Here is a 19,817-nt window from a genome sequence, read left to right as displayed (position 1 = left end):
AGAAACCGCAATCATTTGTTGCGTTTCTTAAAAATCAAAAAAGAAAGCGAGCCACAAGTCGGTTGGACTTGTGGCTCGCTTTTTTAGGAAAAAATATGTTATTTCCCTTTCATCCGTTCTTTGCCTTCTTGACACATATAGAGTAGCGGACAGGCTTCACATTTAGGCGCTCTTGCTAGGCAGTGATAACGCCCAAAGAAAATCATGGTATGGTGCGTTTTCACCCAGAGTTCTTTCGGAACTTTACGCATTAAGGTTTGCTCAACTTCAGTAACATTCGCATTTAGCTTACAAATTCTAAGGCGCTTGGACACTCGTTCCACATGTGTATCTACTGCAAAAGCCGGTTCGCCGAAAGCATCTCCCATTACTACATTGGCTGTTTTTCTCCCCACGCCAGGTAAACTGACCAGTTCATCTCTGGTTTGCGGAACTTCTCCATTGAAACGTTCTAAAAGTTGTTGTGCGCACGCTTTAATATTTTTTGCTTTATTGCGATATAAGCCAATGGTTTTTATTTTAGCAATAATCTCCTCCACCGGCGCAGCTGCTAAAGCTTCTGGAGTTGGAAAAGCTGCGAATAAACCAGGAGTAGCTTTATTTACCGATACATCGGTTGCTTGCGCACTTAAAATCACAGCAATTAATAATTCAAAAGGATTCTTATGTTTTAATTCACATTCTGCATTTGGAAACATCTCATACATAATTTCAATAGCTTCCATTGTTTTCTCTTTTGATAGCATGGCCCACCTCCTTTTTATTCACTGTCTTCTGGATTTAACCAATTGTGTAATGTAACCTTTGGTAACGATTCTTGTGTCTGACCTTGTTGTTCAATCTCATTTTGAATCATAGAATCTTTTCGTTTTTTCTGATCAGCAGCCACTTGTTCTTTGGTGGTAATATTTTTACGCTCCCACGCAAGTAAAATACGATCAATATATTTCAAACTATACGCCTGATTTAAAACGGCTTCTCGCAACGCTAACCGGATTAATTCAGGGGAATAATGGTCCGTGTTCAACCACTGACCAATCATTTCTAATTCAATGGGTGAAAGTGGACGTCCGAATTCTTTTTCAAAGCCTTGGTAAAGCTGTTTAATTTCATCTTCGTGGTTTGCGACAACTTGTTTTTCTTTGCTCGTTTGTAAAAATAATTGAATCTTTTGAAAAACAGGTAGTAAATCATACGTATCCATCATTTGACCTTTTTGGTTTTGTTGTGTTTCAATTCGAATAAATCCGCGAGAAACCAATTGATTTAATAACTTATAAATCGTATCTGGCGTTTTGCACATCGTCTCTGCAATCGCCATTAAGTCTGGAAATAAATCGCCTGCATTTTGCGAACGAAAAAGTTGCAGTAAAAAGAGAAATTCATCATCTTTCAAACCAATTTTTTGGTAATGATCAAATAGTAAGTTTGAGATTGTTGTTTCACCAGCTTCTAAATATTCACGAATTGATAACATTGTTGTTGTCCACTTCCCCTTGCTTGTTTCACTTATTGCACATGATAAACATCAAAATAAATAGCTTTCATATAATCAATTAAATAACTAGGATTCAATTCTTCTCCCGTTGCATCATAAATTAATTGATTTGGTTTACGTGAAGCGCCGTACTGATGAATATGTTGTGTTAACCATTTACGGATATCAGAATAATCCTCCGAAGCTAAAATTTCATCAACAGATAATTCTTGTTTCATTGCGTGAAATAGTTGTGCGGCGTACAAATAACCCAAGGCATAAGATGGGAAATAACCAAAGCTACCTCCAGACCAATGAACATCTTGAAGGACGCCTTCTAAATCATTTTCAGGTGATACGCCTAAGTACTCTTGGTATTTTTCGTTCCACACTTTTGGCAAATCAGCGACTTCCAAAGAACCATTAAACAACATTTTCTCAATTTCATAACGAATAATGATATGCAAAGGATAGGTGAGACTATCGGAATCAATCCGAATCAAACTTGCTTTCGTTTCTTTTAAAGAAGCATAGAAATCTTCAAAAGCAATATCATCAAAAGTGCCTTCTGCGCATTCTTGGAAAAACGGGTATTGTTTTTGCCAAAAAGCCCGGTTGCTACCAATGATAATTTCATTAAAGAGCGATTGTGATTCGTGAATCCCCATAGAGGCACCTTCGCTTAGCGGCGTAAAGTCAAATTTAGGATCAAAATTTTGTTCGTACATCCCATGACCCGCTTCATGAATCACACCAAATGTTGCCATTGAGAAATTATTTTCTTCCCAGCGCGTAGTAATCCGCGCATCATTTCGATTTAGAGCTGTCATAAATGGATGAACTGTATCATCTAATCGGCCTTTTGAAAAATCATAGCCTAATTGCTCAACCACACCAATCACAAAACGACGTTGTTGTTCTTTGGTCATTTTTCTAGATAAAAAGTCAGTTCTAGGCGGCGTACCTTTTTCTGCCAAAACGGTCCGAATCTCTTGAATCCCTTGTTTTACTTGGTCGAATACTTGGTCTAGTTTCTCAACCGTCATCCCTGGTTCAAATTGATTTAATAACACATCGTACGGAGTTTTTTCTTCTTTTTGCCAATAAGGAATGAACTCTTTTTGGAACGCAACGACCTTCGTTAAGGTTTCTTCTAACAAGCCGAAATCTTGTGCAGCGCGTGCTTTTAGCCAATCTGTATGTGCTTGGTTTAATACTTTAACATATTCTTGCATACGTTCAGCTGGAACATTTTTATTCAAAGCATATTCTTCTTTTACTTTTTCAAAAACCAGTTTCCCTAATTCAGATAATTCTTCAGGGCGTGTCTCAAAATAGGCCAATGCTTCTTGAATAACTGCGCCAATACTTCGTTCAAAATATAATCCGGTTAAATACCCTTCTACTTCTCCTCGAAAAGGACTACTTTTTTCTGGCATCCCAGTTGATGAATCCCAGTCTAATAATGTCAAGGCATTTTTTAGTAATTGAATTTCTTTCACTTCTTGTAAAAATACAGCTTCCTTCATTTTTTTACACCAGCTTTCTTAGTCTTCCCGTGGTTTTCTTGGTGGACGTGTTCCCCAGTATTGGAATAAATCTGTTCGTAAGGCTCCGTTGTAAAGCTTCCGTTTTTTAGTAGCTTTGGCACCATAATATTCTTCAAAAGCAAGATCACTCGTCAGTATATACTTGCTCCAAGTAGTTAACGGACGGAAAACATGGCCCATTTCTTTATACAAACGACGAACACTTTCCTCTTCTCCTAAACGCTCACCATAAGGCGGGTTAGCTACCATTACACCATATTCCTTCTCGGTTGTAAAATCTTTTAAGGCCAATTGTTTAAAAGTAATTGAATCACCTAAACCAACTTCCTCAGCATTCGCTCGTGCGACTTCAATCATTCGCCCATCAACATCTGAACCACAGATATCTAATTCAACATCGTAGTCTGCCTTTGCCTCGGCTTCGTTACGTACTTTTTCAAAAATTGCTGGATCAACCCAATCCCATGTTTCACAAGTGAAACTACGATTAAAGCCAGGGGCAATGTTATGGCCAATTAATGCTGCTTCAATACAAATTGTTCCAGAACCACAAACTGGATCATAAAAAGGACGATCTTTGCGCCAATTGGTCAACATCACTAAAGCAGCTGCCATGTTTTCCTTAAGAGGTGCGCCCCCCTTTTCAATGCGATAGCCCCGTTTAAATAAACTTGGCCCAGTCGTGTCCAACGTCAACGTCACTTTATCTTTTAGAAGAGCCACTTCTAATTTAAAAAAAGCTCCTGTTTCGGTTAAAGGCACCGTCGCTGGACGATGGTAAACTTCTCTTAAACGGTTAACAATGGCTTTTTTGGTGATGGCTTGGCAATCAGGAACACTATACAATTTTGACTTAATTGATTTACCTGCAACTGGAAATTCTGCATCTAAAGGCAAATAATCTTCCCAAGGAAGTGCTTTAACTTTTTCAAATAATTCATCAAAACTATAGGCGTTAAATTCGCCAACGACGATTTTAATCCGATCTGCTGTTCGTAGCCATAAATTGGCAGTAGCAATTGTTTCAACTGTTCCTTCAAAGACGGCCCGGCCATTTTCTACTTCACAGGGAATCCCTAAATCACGCAATTCTTTTCCAACTAATGCTTCTAAGCCACTAGCAGCCGTTGCAACAAGTTTGAATGTTTTTTCTTTCGTCATAAAAACTCCTTCTTGACTCTTTTTATTGTCTGGAGCTAACAGTCCTGCCGACTACTGCTCCGCTTGTTTTTTATAATTGTCCGCTTTCTCTGAACTAAACGGTCCTGTTCCGGCCTCTTTAGAACAGACAGCTTACTACTTTTATCTCAGTTTCTTTATTTTAACATTTTTTTATTCTTTTCGTAAAAAAAGCCTTCACAACTACGTTGGAAGGTCTTCCTGAATTACTTGTAATTTTCTATAAGCCATGTTCTGTATCACCAATTCTTCAGGAAAAAATGGTGACGGTCATCATCTATCTGCAGAGTAAACTCTGCCTCTTCTACTCGTTCATTTCCTTTAGAAGAGCGCCCCTACCATTGTTTGGGTTGCTCGCTCGAGGGGTTTACCGCGTTCCACCGATGGAGTTTCCCACATCGCTTCGTCACTGTGGCACTTTCAAGGATACTTTGACATAGTCGAAACCTTAGTCATTTTTCCTGCCGTTACTCTAAAAGAGTACCTTAGCTTATGATTTCGCTAAGCACGAACACTACAAGCATCTCAGCTTGTGCGAGCATGGACTTTCCTCAGCTTGCAAAAGCAAACCGCGATCACCCGAAAATTACAAATCTGTTTAGACGAACAGCAAAAATTTACACACTACAACAAGTGTCCGCTATTCTAACAAATGCTTTTTGTTCCTCGTGAAAACTTGACTTAAATTGTCTTGTTAAAATTGACGTGTTTGTGCATTATCAACATCATGGTTCGCTGGTTCTGCAGTCATTGACGGTGCAGAAGGCGTTACAGGTGTTGAAGGTGTTTCATCTAACTTTTTACCAAAAACTTCACGCTCTAAGTTTGATAAACGTTTTAAAATATCAAAGTTGGTCACTGCTGCACTTTTTGGTACTTCTTGAGCAACACGAGGCGTTGGTTGGGCTTTTGATAATTGGTCTAATTTTGCCATTAAGCGGCTGTTTTCTTCTTGCAAGCTTAATAATTCTTTATTATAAGCTTCGTAGTCTTTAATAACATTGTCTAAAAATTCGTCTACTTCAATTGGGTCATACCCGTTCATCATTTTCGTTTTAAATTCTTTTTGTAAAATGTCTTTAGGACTATATACTAAATTTGCCATGTTTACACCTCATTTGTTTATTTACGATAGAAAATTTCATAGTTCCACAAATACTATTGTAACGAAAAATAGCTAGAAAATCAAACAGATTCTCTAATCAATCACCGAGTTTTGTAAATCATCCATTGTAATTAAGCGAATATCATAGGGTTCTCGTTCCGAAAAATGTTGTGCATCCTTTAAAAAATACTCCGTTTTGCCAGGGTACTCTTTGTCATAAATAAGTAAGCTGCCCCCAGAATGTTCCAAAAGAAATTTTGTATGCATTTTTAATTGTGCTGGCGATTGATAGGGCTGGTGACTTACTGAGTTGATATAATCTGCCAAACTTTCCGCTTTCGTTAACAGTTCTCGATTTTGTTCATTCCAATTATTGCCAAAGTCTTTAAACGGATAAAGTAAACCTAGCTGAACTTCTGGATATTCCGTTTTTAATTCCCCAACTACTTCAGCTGTCCAAAGTTCAACACCTAAATTGCCAGAAATCAAAATCCATTCTACTCCCGTTTCAATATAACTGGCTAACTCTTTTTTTAAGACATTTTTAATAACTGTGATTTTCGGGTCTTTTCCTTGAAATATCCCCAATTCAAAGCTGCGATAACCGGTGACATAGAGGGTTTTTATCATTTCCATAAGTCATCCCTTTTCTTTCAGGTCTTTTTTTTGGTATAATACAGGCTAGGAGTGTGATAAACGTGACGTTCCATTATCCTAACGGAATACCTTATAATCATCATGAAGCACAATCACCAAAAAAACAAGTAAAAAAGAAACGCCCCGTTGAATTTGGTAATCGTGGGATGGATTTCGAAGAAGCGATCAATCAAAGCAATCAATATTATCTATTGAATAAGCAAGCAGTCGTTCATAAGAAACCCACTCCTGTTCAAATTGTTAAAGTAGATTATCCCAAACGAAGTGCGGCTGTTATTAAGGAGGCCTACTTTAGACAAGCTTCAACGACTGATTATAACGGTGTATATCAAGGCCGTTACATAGATTTTGAAGCGAAAGAAACGAAAAACACCACGTCCTTTCCCTTTAAAAATTTTCATCAACATCAAATTGATCATATGGAACAATGTATAGCACAACAAGGGATTTGTTTTGTGCTATTATGGTTTTCAAGCTTAAAACGCTGCTTCTTTTTTAGTGGTGAAAATCTAATAACGCATTGGAAAAACCAAGCAGTTACTGGAAAAAAATCTATGCCGCTTGCACTCATCGAGAAAGAAGGAATTGAATTATCTTTTGGAATCGCACCGCGAATCCCTTATCTCGACGCAGTGGAACAATATATTCAGACACACTAGATTCATAAAGTTTTGAAAGTATAACAAAGGAGTTGCTATTTATGCCAACCTCAAATTCAGGCTCGCGAGCTGCTAGACATGCATCCAACACCTCATCGAAGTCGAGTTACAAGAAAAAGACACAACCGCCGAAAAAGAAAAAACGGCTTGTTTTAAAAATCTTTCTTGGCTTACTTATCGCTGGGATGGTCGCTTTTTTAGCAGGCGTTGGTCTTTTTTGGTTCTATGCACGACAAGCCCCAAAATTAGAAGATGACAAACTGAATGCGACAGTTTCATCGAAGCTTTACGATATTAATAATGAAATTTTTGAGGATTTAGGCGCAGAAAAGCGTGAATTAATTCAACCAAATGATGTGCCTCAATTATTAAAAGATGCCATTGTTTCTGTCGAAGACCGTCGTTTCTATAAACACATTGGTGTGGATCCGATTCGGATTATCGGTTCTGCCCTTTCAAATGTCAAAAATGGTGGATTACAAGGCGGAAGTACCTTAACCCAACAATTAATTAAATTGTCCTACTTCTCTACAAAAGAATCTGACCAAACCTTGAAACGGAAAGCACAAGAAGCATGGATGGCTGTTCGTTTAGAACGTGAAAAATCAAAAGAAGAAATTTTAACTTACTACATTAACAAAGTCTACATGGCGAATGGTTTTTATGGAATGGAAACAGCGGCTGAAAATTATTATGGTAAACATTTATCTGAACTTGATTTACCACAAACGGCCCTACTGGCAGGAATGCCACAAGCGCCAAACTCATACGATCCCTATACAAAACCAGATACTGCTAAAGAACGCCGGGATGTTGTACTCTACACAATGTACGACAATAAAAAAATCTCGAAAGCAGAGTACGAAAAAGCCAAAGCTACCCCAATCGATGAAGGCTTAGTGCCATTAAAAGCCAGTGATGACAATCGAAAAGTCGTAGATAATTACGTCAAAGAAGTAATCAATGAAGTGAAAGCAAAAACTGGTAAAAATGTTTACACAGACGGACTAGATATCTACACAAACTTAGATATGAATGCCCAAAAACAACTTTACGATATTGTCAACAGTGATCAATACGTTGCGTTTCCAGATGATAAAATGCAAGTGGCTTCAACCGTTATTGATGTTGCCTCTGGACAAGTCCGAGCACAAATTGGTGGTCGTCACATTCCTGATGATGTGCAATTAGGAAACAATTTAGCTGTTAACACCCAACGTGATGTTGGTTCAACCGTGAAACCAATCATGGATTATGGTCCCGCAATTGAGAATTTAAATTATTCGACAGGTCGCCTCATGGTGGATAAACCAACGAAATATCCTGGTACCGACATTGATGTCTTCAACTCTGATTTAACATATCAAGGCGTCATTACTATGCGCCGTGCGATTATGGGTTCTCGTAACACAACCGCGGTCCAGACGTTTGATGAAGTTGGTAAAGAAAACATCATGCCTTTCATTAAAGGACTAGGAATTGACTATAAAAACTTAGAAGCGTCAAATGCCATTTCAAGTAACACAAGCGATGTAGATGGCGATAAATATGGAATTTCCTCATTGAAGTTAGCAGCAGCTTATGCGGCTTTCGCCAATAATGGGATTTATAACAAACCGTATTACGTAAACAAAGTCGTTTTCAATGATGGAACTAGCGTTGATTATCAACCTGATGGCAAACGTGCAATGAAAGACTCTACCGCCTATATGATGACGGATATGTTAAAAGATGTTTTAAACGGCGGAACAGGATTTAACGGCGCCATTCCAGGCTTAATCCAAGCGGCCAAAACAGGGACTTCTAACTATACTGATGAAGATTTAGCGCGAATGGGCACAACAGAAAAAGGAATTGCCCCGGATAGTACCTTTGTTGGTTATACAACACACTATGCCGTTTCTGTTTGGACTGGATACAATGATCGAAATACACCAATCTATCAAGAATACTATGGGATTGCCTCGGATGTTTATCGTGAAATAATGAGTTACTTGTCTCAAAATGTTTCAAACGATGACTGGGTGCAGCCAGACAGTGTTGTGCGGGTAGGTAATGAATTATACGTGAAAGATGCCTATGAGGTACCAAATGTACAAGTTTTACCAAGTACTACCTCTTCAGCACCACAGCCGGAATCTAGCAGTACGGTGGAATCCTCTTCCACAAAAGAAGCGGAAAGTTCATCAAGTTCTAGTTCAGAAAGTGCGCCTTCTTCCTCTGAAGCGCCACCATCAACCGAACAACCGGCAAGCTCTTCCTCAGCAGAGCAACCGGCAACATCAGAACAACCACCTGAACCTTCAAGTTCTAGTTCACAAGAACCGCCGCAACCACCTGAAAGTAGTTCTAAACCAGATGAAAATAAAGCAGCATAAAAAGTACGGGGCTCATGATGAGCCCCGTACTTTTTTAGATTAAAAATGGACGAAGTGAACTGAATCACTTCGTCCATTTTTGCTTATTTACTTTCTTTATTTGCCAAAGCTGCACCAACAAATCCTTTGATTAAGCGTTGTGGGCGATTTGGACGAGAAATTAATTCTGGGTGGAATTGACAAGCCACAAAAAATTGTTTTTCAGGAATTTCAACAATCTCAACTAAACGATTATCTGGTGAAACTCCAGAGAAAACTAAGCCATTTTCTTCAAATAATTGACGATATTTGTTGTTAAATTCATAACGATGACGGTGACGTTCTTGGACAACATCTTCATTTCCGTATGCTGCCGTAGTTTTCGTTCCTTTTTTCAATTTACATGGATATAAACCTAAACGTAGTGTGCCACCTAAATTCTCGATATTTTCTTGATCTGCCATTAAATCAATAATGTTATTTGTCACGTCAGGATTAGTTTCTGCAGAACCAGCATCTTCTAAGCCCACAACGTTACGACCAAATTCTACACAGGCCATTTGCATACCTAAGCAAATGCCAAGGAATGGTACGTCATTTTCGCGAGCAAAACGAATCGCTTCAATTTTTCCTTCAATTCCACGATCACCAAAACCACCAGGAACCAAAATACCATCTGCTGAACCAATTCTTTCAGCGACATTTTCAGCAGTTAATTCTTGTGAATCAACCCAATCAATTTCGATATCTGAATCAAAATCAAACCCAGCATGTTTTAATGCTTCTACAACAGAAATATAAGCATCTGGTAATTCAACATATTTACCAACCAGCGCAATTTTTGTTTTCTTTTTCAAGTTAAGAACTTTTTCTTCTAATGCACGCCACTCAGTCATGTCTGCAGCCGGTGCATCCAATTTTAAATGATCACAAACAATTTGATCCATGTTTTGTGCTTGAAGTGCTAATGGAATGGAGTATAACGTTTCAACATCACGAGATTCAATTACCGCTTCCGGATTAACATCACAGAATTGTGCTAATTTGTTTTTAGTGTTTTGAGAAACAGGTAATTCCGTACGGACCACTAAAATATTTGGTTGAATCCCTAAACTTCTTAATTCTTTGACACTATGTTGTGTTGGTTTAGTTTTCATTTCGCCAGCCGCTTTTAAGTAAGGAATCAAGGTTGTATGGATGTACATTACGTTGTCACTACCCATATCAGCTTTCATTTGACGCAATGCTTCTAGGAAAGGTAATGATTCGATGTCGCCGACAGTACCACCTACTTCTGTGATAATCACATCGGCATCCGTCATTTTCGCTGCACGCATGATTTTTTCTTTGATTTCATTGGTAATGTGTGGAATAACTTGCACTGTTGCACCTAAGTATTCCCCTTTACGTTCTTTACGTAAGACTTCTGAATAAATTTTCCCAGTGGTTACGTTTGAGTATTTATTTAAGTTAATATCAATAAAACGTTCATAGTGACCTAAGTCCAAATCTGTTTCGGCACCATCATCTGTGACAAAAACCTCTCCATGTTGGTAAGGACTCATTGTCCCCGGATCCACATTAATATATGGATCGAATTTTTGAATCGTTACTTTTAATCCACGATTTTTTAATAATCGTCCTAAAGATGCTGCGACAATCCCTTTTCCGATAGAAGAAACCACGCCACCTGTAACAAAGATGTATTTTGTCATAATAGTTAAAAACCCTTTCTTTGATAATATTTTGTAGAGAGAAGTAAAACAACTTTGAGACTCTTACGTTTCTCCAAATAAAAAAGAAACAAAAATAGAAAAGCTCCCTATCCATTACGAATAGGGAGCTTGTAAGTTCGTTCAAACTTCTGACCTTCTTAAAGGTGCCCAAGTAGTATAATACAAGCAAACGAACATCAGGTCAAGTACTTCTATTCAAGAAAATAATTTTTTCTATTTTCTCATTTTTCTTAAGCATTCAACTAAAAAGCTTGACTCCTTCTTAGGAATCAAGCTTTTTGGTTTCTTACTCTTCAGAATATTCGTCATCAAAATCGTCTTCATCTTCAACATCATCGTCATCAATGATCGTTAAATCTTCTTCGATTTGCGGAATATCTTCTTCATCATCGTCTGAATCTGCACCAATCTCTTGTAAGTCAGAGTTGTATGCTTTGATTTCTTCATCTTCATCTTCTTCATCATCGTACAAGATGTCTTCTTCATCATCATTTGTTAATTCAGCATCTTCTGGATCGTCATCGTTATAGTCAATTACATCTTCATCGTTTGGATTAGTGATGAAGGCATTTACTTTTTTACGTTTTCTACGACGTGGTGCATCTTCTTCGTCTTCTTCCAAGCCATGTGTAACTTCTTCATCGATTGAATCGATTGGATACCATGAACGTAAGCCCCAACGATTGTCTCCCAATGAGATAAAGCTACCGTCGATGTTTAAATCTGTATAAAATTGTGCTAATTGGTCACGAATTTCACTATCAGACTTGCCAAGATAATTTTGGATTTGGTTAACTAAATCAGAAAAATCCATTACATCTGCATGTTGTTCTAAAATAGCGTGTGCTACTTCAATCATGGATAATTCTTTTTTGTTTAACCCTTCAAATACATTAATTTCCAAGAGGTACACGTCCTTTCACAGTCTACTCCTTATCATACAAAAACATTGAAAAAAAATCAATTCTATTCTGCAATATTTATGCAGTAAATTCTAATTCTAAATGATATTCTCCGATTCGCTCTGTTTGAGAGTATAAATCATAATCAACTAAAATCTTACCAGACATTGGTTGATCTTTTAAACTAACACGCAAATTATGTGTAAACGTACTAATCTGCAGCAAGCCATAAGGGGTTCGATAACTTGTATCTAATTTTTCCTGATAGCCAAATCTTAAACGCATCCGTAATTCACCGGCACGAATCAACTGAACATGCCCGTCTGGTTCAATTTTAATGGTTACGGGGGTTGGCTCTGTATCCTCTAATAATTCTTCTTTGTAACGAATGTATAATGTATCACCCATTTTTACTAATTGACCTTCTAAGTCAAAGAAAAAATCTTTTTGTTCGTTGCCTTGTTGGACAATCGTTTTTAGTTGAATCGATACAGGAACGCCTGTTGATAAATCCATAATGGTCACTCCTTTTCCAAAATATAACTTTCTTATTGTTGACTTTTTCAATGTATTTGTCAACTAAAGTCAATTTTTCCTTGCTTATGTACCTTTTCTTATTGTATAAGCTCTTTTCACGGGTTGCAAGCATTTGTTTCATCTATTTAATAAGAAAACCGTTTACTATTTTAGAGAATTCCTTCAGAATTCGTTTATATAACATGCTTTTTTGCGTTTTTTGTATATAATATAAGAGAGAGTAAGAAAATAAACGTATTAAATGACGTAATTATAAATAGACAGGACGTTTTTTATGAGCACAACTTTTCCCCTTCACACTGAATCCTTTATGCTCCTTGATTCAGGTTGTTTAACAAACAGTGACTATTTTTTACCTTTTGCCTTGACCGATGTTTTAACCACTTTTTCAGGAATGCAGCACCAACCAATCATTCATTTCTGGCAATTGGATCAAGCAATGATTCTTGGCATGAAAGATACCCGTGTACCACATCTAAAAGAAGGCATCGCTTCTCTGCAAGAAAACAATTATTCTGTAGTCGTTCGCAATGCCGGCGGTTTAGGGGTGATTGCCGATTCGGGTATTTTAAATGTTTCACTTATTTTACCAAATAATTCTGAACACAAATTAAGTATCGATGCGGCTTATGAATTAATGTGGGCTTGGCTCCGTCAGAGTTTTCCGGAGAAAGAGATTGACGCCTTTGAAATTACTACATCCTATTGTCCCGGTACTTATGATTTAAGTATTGGCGGTCAAAAGTTTTCTGGGATTGCCCAACGACGCGTCAAAGACGGTATTGCTGTCATGATTTACATCAGCGTTAACGGCAATCAACTTGCTCGTGGAGAAGTGGTTCGAGACTTTTACCTTGCTGGGTTACAAGAACAATTTGGTGAAAATGGCTATCCACCCGTTGATCCAGCAGTGATGGCAAATTTAGAAACCCTGATTGAGACTCCATTAACAATAGACGCCGTAAAAACCCGTTTAATCGAAGCATTACCTCAACAATTTGAAAAATCTATTGATCCAAACTTAACCGAACCAATTATAACCTCAGAATGGTTCCAAACAAATTTAACTGTCCAGCTGGAAAAAATGGCGCAACGAAACGCCTTAATTAAAGGAGAGATCGTATGACGATTCCGTATAAAGAGCAACGATTACCAATCGAAAAAGTTTTTCGTGATCCCGTCCATAATTATATTCATGTCCAACATCAAGTGATTTTAGACCTTATTAATTCTGCTGAAGTGCAACGATTACGTCGCATTAAGCAACTAGGTACTTCTTCTTTTACGTTTCACGGTGCCGAACATAGTCGTTTTTCCCATTCTTTGGGTGTTTACGAAATTACACGTCGGATTTGTGAGATTTTCCAACGTAACTATTCTGTGGAACGATTAGGTGAAAACGGCTGGAATGACGACGAGCGCCTGATTACACTTTGCGCAGCTTTATTACATGATGTCGGTCATGGTCCTTATTCACATACATTCGAGCATATTTTTGATACAAACCATGAAGCAATCACGGTCCAAATCATCACCTCACCAGAAACGGAAGTCTATCAAATTTTAAACCGTGTTTCGGCAGATTTTCCTGAAAAAGTCGCCAGCGTTATTACTAAACAATACCCAAATCCTCAAGTGGTGCAAATGATTTCTAGTCAAATTGATGCCGATCGCATGGACTATCTGTTACGTGATGCATACTTTACAGGGACAGAATACGGAACTTTCGATTTAACTAGAATTTTACGTGTGATTCGACCCTACAAAGGAGGCATTGCCTTTGCTATGAATGGGATGCATGCGGTGGAAGACTATATCGTTAGTCGTTACCAAATGTATGTCCAAGTCTATTTCCACCCTGTTTCTCGTGGGATGGAAGTGATTCTTGATCATTTATTGCATCGGGCGAAAGAATTATTTGAAAACCCTGAATTTGACTATGATTTACAAGCCTCTCTGCTTGTACCATTCTTTAAAGGGGACTTCACCTTACAAGAATATTTAAAATTGGATGATGGCGTCCTCTCTACGTACTTTACACAATGGATGGATGTGCCTGATTCAATTCTAGGTGATTTAGCCAAACGTTTCCTTATGCGTAAGCCTCTGAAGTCAGCCACCTTTACGAACGAAAAAGAGAGCGCAGCAACGATTGCTTATTTAAGGGAATTGATTGAAAAAGTTGGTTTCAACCCTAAATATTATACTGCCATTAATTCAAGCTATGATTTACCTTACGATTTTTATCGTCCAAATAAAGACCGTCATCGTACACAAATTGAATTGATGCAAAAAGATGGCTCATTAGTGGAATTGGCAACGGTCAGTCCCCTAGTTGCAGCACTTGCTGGTCAAAGTCAAGGAGATGAACGTTTCTATTTCCCTAAAGAAATGCTTGACCAAGGAAATAAAAAACATTACGATTTATTTGATGAGACGTATCGTGAGTTTTCAAGTTACATTCATAATGGTGCGTTAGTTTTAAAAAAATAGGTTTTCTAGGAGGATTCTATGTCAATTAAGTTAGTTGCTATTGATATCGACGGAACATTGCTAAATTCACAACACAAGATTACCCCACGGGTCAAAGAAGCGCTCCAAAAAGCAAATGATCAAGGCGTTCGTATTGTTTTATGTACAGGCCGTCCTTTGCCAGGCGTGAAAGAACAATTGGATGAATTAGCCTTATATGGTGAAAATGATTTCGTGATTACCTACAACGGTTCGCTTGTCCAAGCAACCAAAGATAATGCGATTATTTCACGCTATACCTTAAGTTATGAGGATTTTTTAGAAATTGAAATGTATTCTCGTAAAGTCGGCGCTCACTTGCATACAATTGATGATTCCGCTATTTACACTGCCAATCGCAATATTGGTAAATATACGATTCACGAAGCATCTTTAGTGAACATGCCTTTGAAATATCGTACGGTGGATGAAATGACACCAGAGATGAACATTATTAAAATGATGATGATTGATGAGCCGGAAGTTTTAGATCCTGCCATTGCAAAATTACCATTACATTTTACCGAAAAATATACGACTGTTAAAAGTACACCTTTTTACTATGAAATCATGAATAAAAATGCTAGCAAAGGCAATGCTCTAGCAAAATTGGCAGACCATTTAGGCTTAAATAAAGACGAAGTGATGGCCATTGGTGACAATGAAAATGACTTATCCATGATTGATTACGCTGGGATTGGTGTTGCGATGGGCAATGCGACAGAAAATGTTAAAACAATTGCCGATGTGCATACCACTAGTAATGACGAAGATGGTGTCGCTCAAATTATTGAAAAAATGGTTTTAATTTAAACATTCTTTTCAATAACAATAACCCTCAATCTAATCAACATAGATTGAGGGTTATTCGTTATTTTATGATGCTGCCGCTAGCCATTTTTCAACGGCCCAACGGTGGCTTCCTCTTTTTAATAAACGGACTGCTTCTTCTGGTGCAACCCAGTGTAAAGTATTGGTCCTTTCTAAGGGTTCGCTAAGTTGCCGCCAAGTATTCGCTACATAAAAATATCCAGGATTATAATAGGCAGTTTGGCGATGGTTCGAATAAAAATATTCATCAGCTTCCCCTAAATAACAGCCAATTTCTACACTAATTCCTAATTCTTCTAGCACTTCTCGGTGGATCGCTTCTTCTTTCGTTTCGGTGCCTTCAATTTCGCCTCCTGGTAAAAAATAAGCTCCATTTGGCGCTTGTACCAGAACCATTGTGTTATTTTCTGGCTTTGAAACAATAATGTATGCAGCATATCTTGTTTGATAGGTCAATGTCTCTTCTCTTTTTCCAAACGTTGGCGTTTTCATTGGCGCACCTCTTCTCTTTTCATCTATTTTACCTGAGAAATTCCTTTAGAACAAGTCAGAAACCAAGCGTTTTTCTCTACATTTCACGTTTATCTATGCTACTATTAACGTTGGAAATATAATTAAGTTTGAAAGGGAGTTTTTAACTATGAAAATGGCTCATACATGTGTGCGTGTAAAAGATTTAGAGGCATCATTAGATTTCTATCAAAAAGCCTTCAATTTTGAAGAAAGTCGCCGTCGTGATTTTCCAGAAAATAAATTTACTTTGGTTTATTTAATTTTACCAGGAGACGACTACGAACTAGAACTAACTTATAATTATGATCATGAAGCATACGATTTAGGAAACGGTTATGGTCATATCGCCATCAGTACAGATGATTTAGAAGGATTACACGAAAAACATCAAGCGGCTGGCTTTACTGTCACTGACTTAAAAGGCTTACCTGGAACTGCACCATCTTATTACTTTGTTGTCGACCCAGATGGTTATAAAATCGAAGTCATTCGTGAACGTTAAAAAGTTTCACTTGTTCACTTACTGAGCTTTTTGTGTTTGAGAGCTGTCCGAGACAAAACTTGTCTCGACTTCTTCTCAAACACTTTTTTCAAAAAAAGTGCTACAATAGAACGTATGAATTTATTGAGGATGTGATGTTATTATGACAAAAAAATTATTGGAATCGCTGGCAATCAACTTTTGCAGGCAGCTGAAGTGTTTCACGGTAACCAAGTGACGTACACCCCACAAGGTTTTGTCAGCGCTGTTCAAGCCGCAGGTGGCGTTCCTCTCGTTTTGCCAATTGGCCCCAAAGAATTAGCCGCTACGTATATACAACAAATTGATAAACTACTTTTAGCAGGCGGTCAAGATGTTGCCCCTGAATTTTACGGACAAGAACCCCATATAAAATTAGAAGAAACGAATCGTGATCGTGACGAGTTTGAGTTAGCCCTAATTGAAGAAGCCTTAAAACAAAACAAACCTATTTTTGCGGTTTGCCGTGGAATGCAATTAGTCAATGTTGCTTTAGGTGGCACATTATATCAAGATTTATCGATGTATCCTCAATGGTCAGTTAAGCACGGACAACAACCCACTCAACCAATCTTTGCGACGCATCGTATTGATGTTGAACCAGACAGTCAATTATCAAACATATATGGTACAACTGGTCAAGTCAACTCGTACCATCACCAAGCACTACATACTTTAGGAAAAGATTTACGCGTTACTGCTTGGTCCTCTGATGGCCTTGCAGAAGCAGTGGAATCAACAAATGAACAGCAGCCTTTATTAGCTGTTCAATGGCATCCTGAACTAATGTACGCACGTGATGCCAAATCCCAAGCACTCTTTAACTACTTTGTTCAAAAATTATAGTAAAAACGGAGGGACGTCTTTCGTCCCTCCGTTTTTACTTGCTATCATACTTAAAAATCAAAATTATCTGGATCTGCACCAAAACGATGATCCTTATTTAACTGATTAATTGCGGTTATTTCTTCTGGCGTTAATTCAAAATCAAAGACAGCAAAATTTTCCTGAATTCTTTTTTCGTGAACAGATTTGGGAATCACGATAATATCATTTTGTAAGTGCCAACGAATAATCACTTGGGCCGCTGATTTACCATATTTTTCACCAATTTTCACTAGTACTGGTTCAGATAATAAATTACCTTGTCCTAGAGGAGACCAAGCCTCCACGGCAATCTTATTTTCGGCTAAATATTTTCGTAGCGGTTCTTGTGTTAACGTAGGATGTAATTCAATTTGATCCACCATTGGCACAACATTTGCTTCTGTTAATAAATCTTCCAAATGATGTTGATGAAAATTGGAAACGCCAATTGCTTTGGCACGACCACTTGCGTAAATTTCTTCTAATGCTTTCCATGATTCTTTATATTTACCAGCAACAGGCCAGTGAATTAAATATAAATCAACATAGTCTAACCCTAATTTTTCTAAGCTTTTATCAAACGCTTTAATCGCATTTTCATAGCCTTGATCTTCATTCCATAATTTCGTCGTCACGAAAATTTCTTCGCGGGGAATACCCGATTGACGAATGCCTTCGCCCACCCCTACTTCGTTTTTATAAACGGCTGCCGTATCAATCAAGCGATAACCCGCTTCTAAAGCCCATTTTACTGAATTTGTTGCTTCTGAGCCATCTTCTACACGCCAAACACCTAAACCTAGGCGTGGCATTTCATTGCCGTTTGCTAATTTTTTTGTTTTATCCAAAGTCATGTGTTTCTTCAGTCCCTTCATTTTCATTACTTTTAGTATACTACGCATTCTTCTTTCACGAAACAATCACGACTCGTCAGGTCATTTTCTTTATTTTCAATAAATAACGACGCCAATAGGTCAGCACTCCGATTAGTGCCACAACTACAATTGTTCGACCGCTAACGCTTCCAATCCACAGTTTAACTGCAAGTAACCAGATACAAAAGAGATAAACACAGGACCAATTAAAGGAAACTTTCAATGTACATGATTCCGCAATTTCGATTATCTGACTACTAAAAAAACGACTCCCTAATCGTAAAGCGACTGGATTATGGAAGATGAATGTTCGTCGCTTGTCAGCCGTCAAGCGAGTGGCACATCGTTCATCAATAAAAATTGTTACAGGTAATTTAGAAAGTAAATCATTTTTTGCCCATTCAATTGAAACTTTCACGCAGCACTCACAACCTTTAACAAAATTATAAAATATATTATTTATTTACAAAATTATAACATTCCTAAAAAAACATGTTAAGTCTTTAAAAAAACTTTCTATTTTCTTCCCCTTTCGCCGAGAGATTTAGTATACTAAAAGAAGAAATTTTAGAGAAAGTTGGATTTTTATGTTGATACTTGGTTTAGCCAGTACTGAAACAGTCGATTCTTCTGCTCCTGATTTAGCAGAAGCGACCGTAAAAAAAGTGAGCGCGCTACAACGCTTTTGGAACAATATTAATTGGGATGCCATTGTCGCTACCTTAATTGAAAAAAGTTTATCAATTTTATTTTTGATTTTTCTATTTTTTATTATTCAGCGAATCGGGAAATATTTAATTGATCGCACCTATGCAAATTATAGTAAAAAGCAACATTTTAGTGAAAGCCGTTTAAAAACGTTACACACTTTAATTATTAATGCATTTCAATATACGCTGTTCTTTTTCTTCATCTATTCTCTTTTGACCATTGTCGGAGTGCCTGTTGGCTCATTATTAGCCGGAGCGGGAATTGCCGGTGTTGCCATTGGTTTAGGGGCTCAAGGATTCATGAATGACTTAATTACCGGATTTTTCATTATTTTGGAACAACAAATGGATGTAGGCGATTATATTCGCTTATTAGCGTTAAATATTGAAGGAACAGTTACTTCTGTCGGATTACGAACCACTCAAATTAAAGCGGTTGATGGAACTGTTCATTTTATTCCAAACCGAAACATCACCACAATCAGTAACCTGTCTCGTGCCAATATGCAAGTGTTAATTGATGTCCGCATCAATCCTGAAGAAGGTTATGAAAAAATTTGTGAAGTGATTACAGAAGTCAATGAAACGTTAAAAGAAAAGTATATCGAAAGTATTCAAACTGGGCCAGATATTTTTGGTATGGTCGATTTAGGCAATGGCAACTTTGCGGTGCGAACGACCATGTATGTACTAAACGGCAAACAATTTGCGGTCAAAGAAGAATTTCTAGCTCAATATATCAAAGCATTAACAGAGGCCGGCTTTACGATTCCCAATACGCCCATTATTGCAAAATAAAAAACAGCCACCAGATACTTATTAGTTATCTGG

20 protein-coding genes and 1 other RNA gene are annotated in these 19,817 nt (G+C 37.7%); 8 read left to right on the top strand and 13 right to left on the bottom strand.

Annotation, left to right across the window (positions count from 1 at the left end; genetic code table 11):
- Positions 1-98 precede the first annotated feature (98 nt).
- The 7 genes from nth to IGJ20_RS05180 form a co-directional block, all read right to left on the bottom strand.
- On the bottom strand, positions 99-746 hold the full coding sequence (gene nth / locus IGJ20_RS05210) for an endonuclease III (RefSeq protein WP_002357985.1): 648 nt from the start codon (positions 744-746) through the stop codon (positions 99-101).
- 14 nt (positions 747-760) lie between these two features.
- Entirely contained in the window at positions 761-1,477 is a 717-nt protein-coding gene (locus tag IGJ20_RS05205; RefSeq protein WP_202522450.1) for a DnaD domain protein, read from the bottom strand.
- 32 nt (positions 1,478-1,509) lie between these two features.
- Positions 1,510-3,006, bottom strand: a complete 1,497-nt coding sequence (locus IGJ20_RS05200; protein ID WP_202522449.1) for a carboxypeptidase M32 — start codon at positions 3,004-3,006, stop codon at positions 1,510-1,512.
- Positions 3,007-3,024: 18 nt separating this feature from the next.
- Entirely contained in the window at positions 3,025-4,188 is a 1,164-nt protein-coding gene (locus IGJ20_RS05195; protein WP_202522448.1) for a THUMP domain-containing class I SAM-dependent RNA methyltransferase, read from the bottom strand.
- A 236-nt stretch (positions 4,189-4,424) separates the two neighbouring features.
- An RNA gene (rnpB, locus tag IGJ20_RS05190) (RNase P RNA component class B) lies at positions 4,425-4,793 on the bottom strand.
- Between the two features lie 107 nt (positions 4,794-4,900).
- On the bottom strand, positions 4,901-5,311 hold the full coding sequence (gpsB, locus tag IGJ20_RS05185; RefSeq protein ID WP_002357990.1) for a cell division regulator GpsB: 411 nt from the start codon (positions 5,309-5,311) through the stop codon (positions 4,901-4,903).
- 93 nt (positions 5,312-5,404) lie between these two features.
- A complete protein-coding gene (locus IGJ20_RS05180) occupies positions 5,405-5,947 on the bottom strand; it encodes a DUF1273 domain-containing protein (protein WP_002369608.1) in 543 nt (180 codons plus the stop codon).
- A gap of 62 nt (positions 5,948-6,009) precedes the next feature.
- Here IGJ20_RS05180 and recU point away from each other — a divergent pair, with 62 nt between their 5' ends.
- Both recU and IGJ20_RS05170 read left to right on the top strand, forming a co-directional pair.
- A complete protein-coding gene (gene recU / locus IGJ20_RS05175) occupies positions 6,010-6,627 on the top strand; it encodes a Holliday junction resolvase RecU (protein ID WP_002388848.1) in 618 nt (205 codons plus the stop codon).
- 41 nt (positions 6,628-6,668) lie between these two features.
- Positions 6,669-9,005 carry a PBP1A family penicillin-binding protein gene (locus tag IGJ20_RS05170; protein WP_010825146.1) on the top strand — a complete coding sequence of 779 codons (2,337 nt, stop codon included), beginning with the start codon at positions 6,669-6,671 and terminating at the stop codon, positions 9,003-9,005.
- Positions 9,006-9,088: 83 nt separating this feature from the next.
- On the opposite strand, the gene IGJ20_RS05165 is transcribed toward IGJ20_RS05170, so the two are convergent.
- The 3 genes from IGJ20_RS05165 to IGJ20_RS05155 form a co-directional block, all read right to left on the bottom strand.
- A complete protein-coding gene (locus IGJ20_RS05165; RefSeq protein ID WP_202522447.1) occupies positions 9,089-10,699 on the bottom strand; it encodes a CTP synthase in 1,611 nt (536 codons plus the stop codon).
- Between the two features lie 307 nt (positions 10,700-11,006).
- A complete protein-coding gene (gene rpoE, locus IGJ20_RS05160; protein WP_002357996.1) occupies positions 11,007-11,624 on the bottom strand; it encodes a DNA-directed RNA polymerase subunit delta in 618 nt (205 codons plus the stop codon).
- A 76-nt stretch (positions 11,625-11,700) separates the two neighbouring features.
- The gene (locus tag IGJ20_RS05155; RefSeq protein WP_002382132.1) at positions 11,701-12,138 is read right to left on the bottom strand and encodes a DUF1934 domain-containing protein; all 438 of its coding nucleotides are present in this window, start codon (positions 12,136-12,138) and stop codon (positions 11,701-11,703) included.
- Positions 12,139-12,469: 331 nt separating this feature from the next.
- On the opposite strand from IGJ20_RS05155, the gene IGJ20_RS05150 reads away from it, so the two are divergent.
- The 3 genes from IGJ20_RS05150 to yidA are packed head-to-tail and all read left to right on the top strand — an operon-like array spanning position 12,470 to position 15,483.
- Complete coding sequence (locus tag IGJ20_RS05150; RefSeq protein WP_202522626.1) at positions 12,470-13,285, top strand: lipoate--protein ligase family protein; 816 nt, start codon at positions 12,470-12,472, stop codon at positions 13,283-13,285.
- Positions 13,282-14,652 carry a dNTPase gene (locus tag IGJ20_RS05145; RefSeq protein ID WP_002357999.1) on the top strand — a complete coding sequence of 457 codons (1,371 nt, stop codon included), beginning with the start codon at positions 13,282-13,284 and terminating at the stop codon, positions 14,650-14,652. The genes IGJ20_RS05150 and IGJ20_RS05145 overlap by 4 nt, the downstream gene beginning before the upstream one ends.
- 18 nt (positions 14,653-14,670) lie before the next feature.
- On the top strand, positions 14,671-15,483 hold the full coding sequence (gene yidA, locus IGJ20_RS05140) for a sugar-phosphatase (RefSeq protein ID WP_002360571.1): 813 nt from the start codon (positions 14,671-14,673) through the stop codon (positions 15,481-15,483).
- 63 nt (positions 15,484-15,546) lie between these two features.
- On the opposite strand, the gene IGJ20_RS05135 is transcribed toward yidA, so the two are convergent.
- Complete coding sequence (locus IGJ20_RS05135) at positions 15,547-15,993, bottom strand: NUDIX hydrolase (RefSeq protein WP_002358001.1); 447 nt, start codon at positions 15,991-15,993, stop codon at positions 15,547-15,549.
- Positions 15,994-16,141: 148 nt separating this feature from the next.
- Between IGJ20_RS05135 and gloA the strand changes: the two genes are divergently transcribed.
- Together gloA and IGJ20_RS05125 are read left to right on the top strand one after the other, a co-directional pair.
- On the top strand, positions 16,142-16,516 hold the full coding sequence (gene gloA / locus IGJ20_RS05130) for a lactoylglutathione lyase (RefSeq protein WP_202522446.1): 375 nt from the start codon (positions 16,142-16,144) through the stop codon (positions 16,514-16,516).
- 153 nt (positions 16,517-16,669) lie between these two features.
- Entirely contained in the window at positions 16,670-17,380 is a 711-nt protein-coding gene (locus tag IGJ20_RS05125; protein ID WP_023894540.1) for a gamma-glutamyl-gamma-aminobutyrate hydrolase family protein, read from the top strand.
- Positions 17,381-17,430: 50 nt separating this feature from the next.
- On the opposite strand, the gene IGJ20_RS05120 is transcribed toward IGJ20_RS05125, so the two are convergent.
- Positions 17,431-18,303: an aldo/keto reductase gene (locus IGJ20_RS05120; protein WP_002393437.1), complete on the bottom strand. Its 873-nt coding sequence runs from the start codon at positions 18,301-18,303 to the stop codon at positions 17,431-17,433.
- Between the two features lie 28 nt (positions 18,304-18,331).
- Positions 18,332-18,694, bottom strand: coding sequence for a hypothetical protein (locus IGJ20_RS05115; RefSeq protein ID WP_002358008.1), 363 nt, complete (start codon positions 18,692-18,694; stop codon positions 18,332-18,334).
- Positions 18,695-18,863: 169 nt separating this feature from the next.
- Between IGJ20_RS05115 and IGJ20_RS05110 the strand changes: the two genes are divergently transcribed.
- Complete coding sequence (locus IGJ20_RS05110; RefSeq protein ID WP_002382128.1) at positions 18,864-19,784, top strand: mechanosensitive ion channel family protein; 921 nt, start codon at positions 18,864-18,866, stop codon at positions 19,782-19,784.
- Positions 19,785-19,817: the final 33 nt, after the last annotated feature.

It is taken from the genome of Enterococcus sp. DIV0294 (genome assembly GCF_050558155.1).
In the GTDB taxonomy this organism is placed as follows: Bacteria; Bacillota; Bacilli; order Lactobacillales; family Enterococcaceae; genus Enterococcus; species Enterococcus faecalis.
The sequence above is the reverse complement of the archived record's forward strand: the minus strand, read 5'-3'. Positions and strand labels throughout refer to the sequence as shown.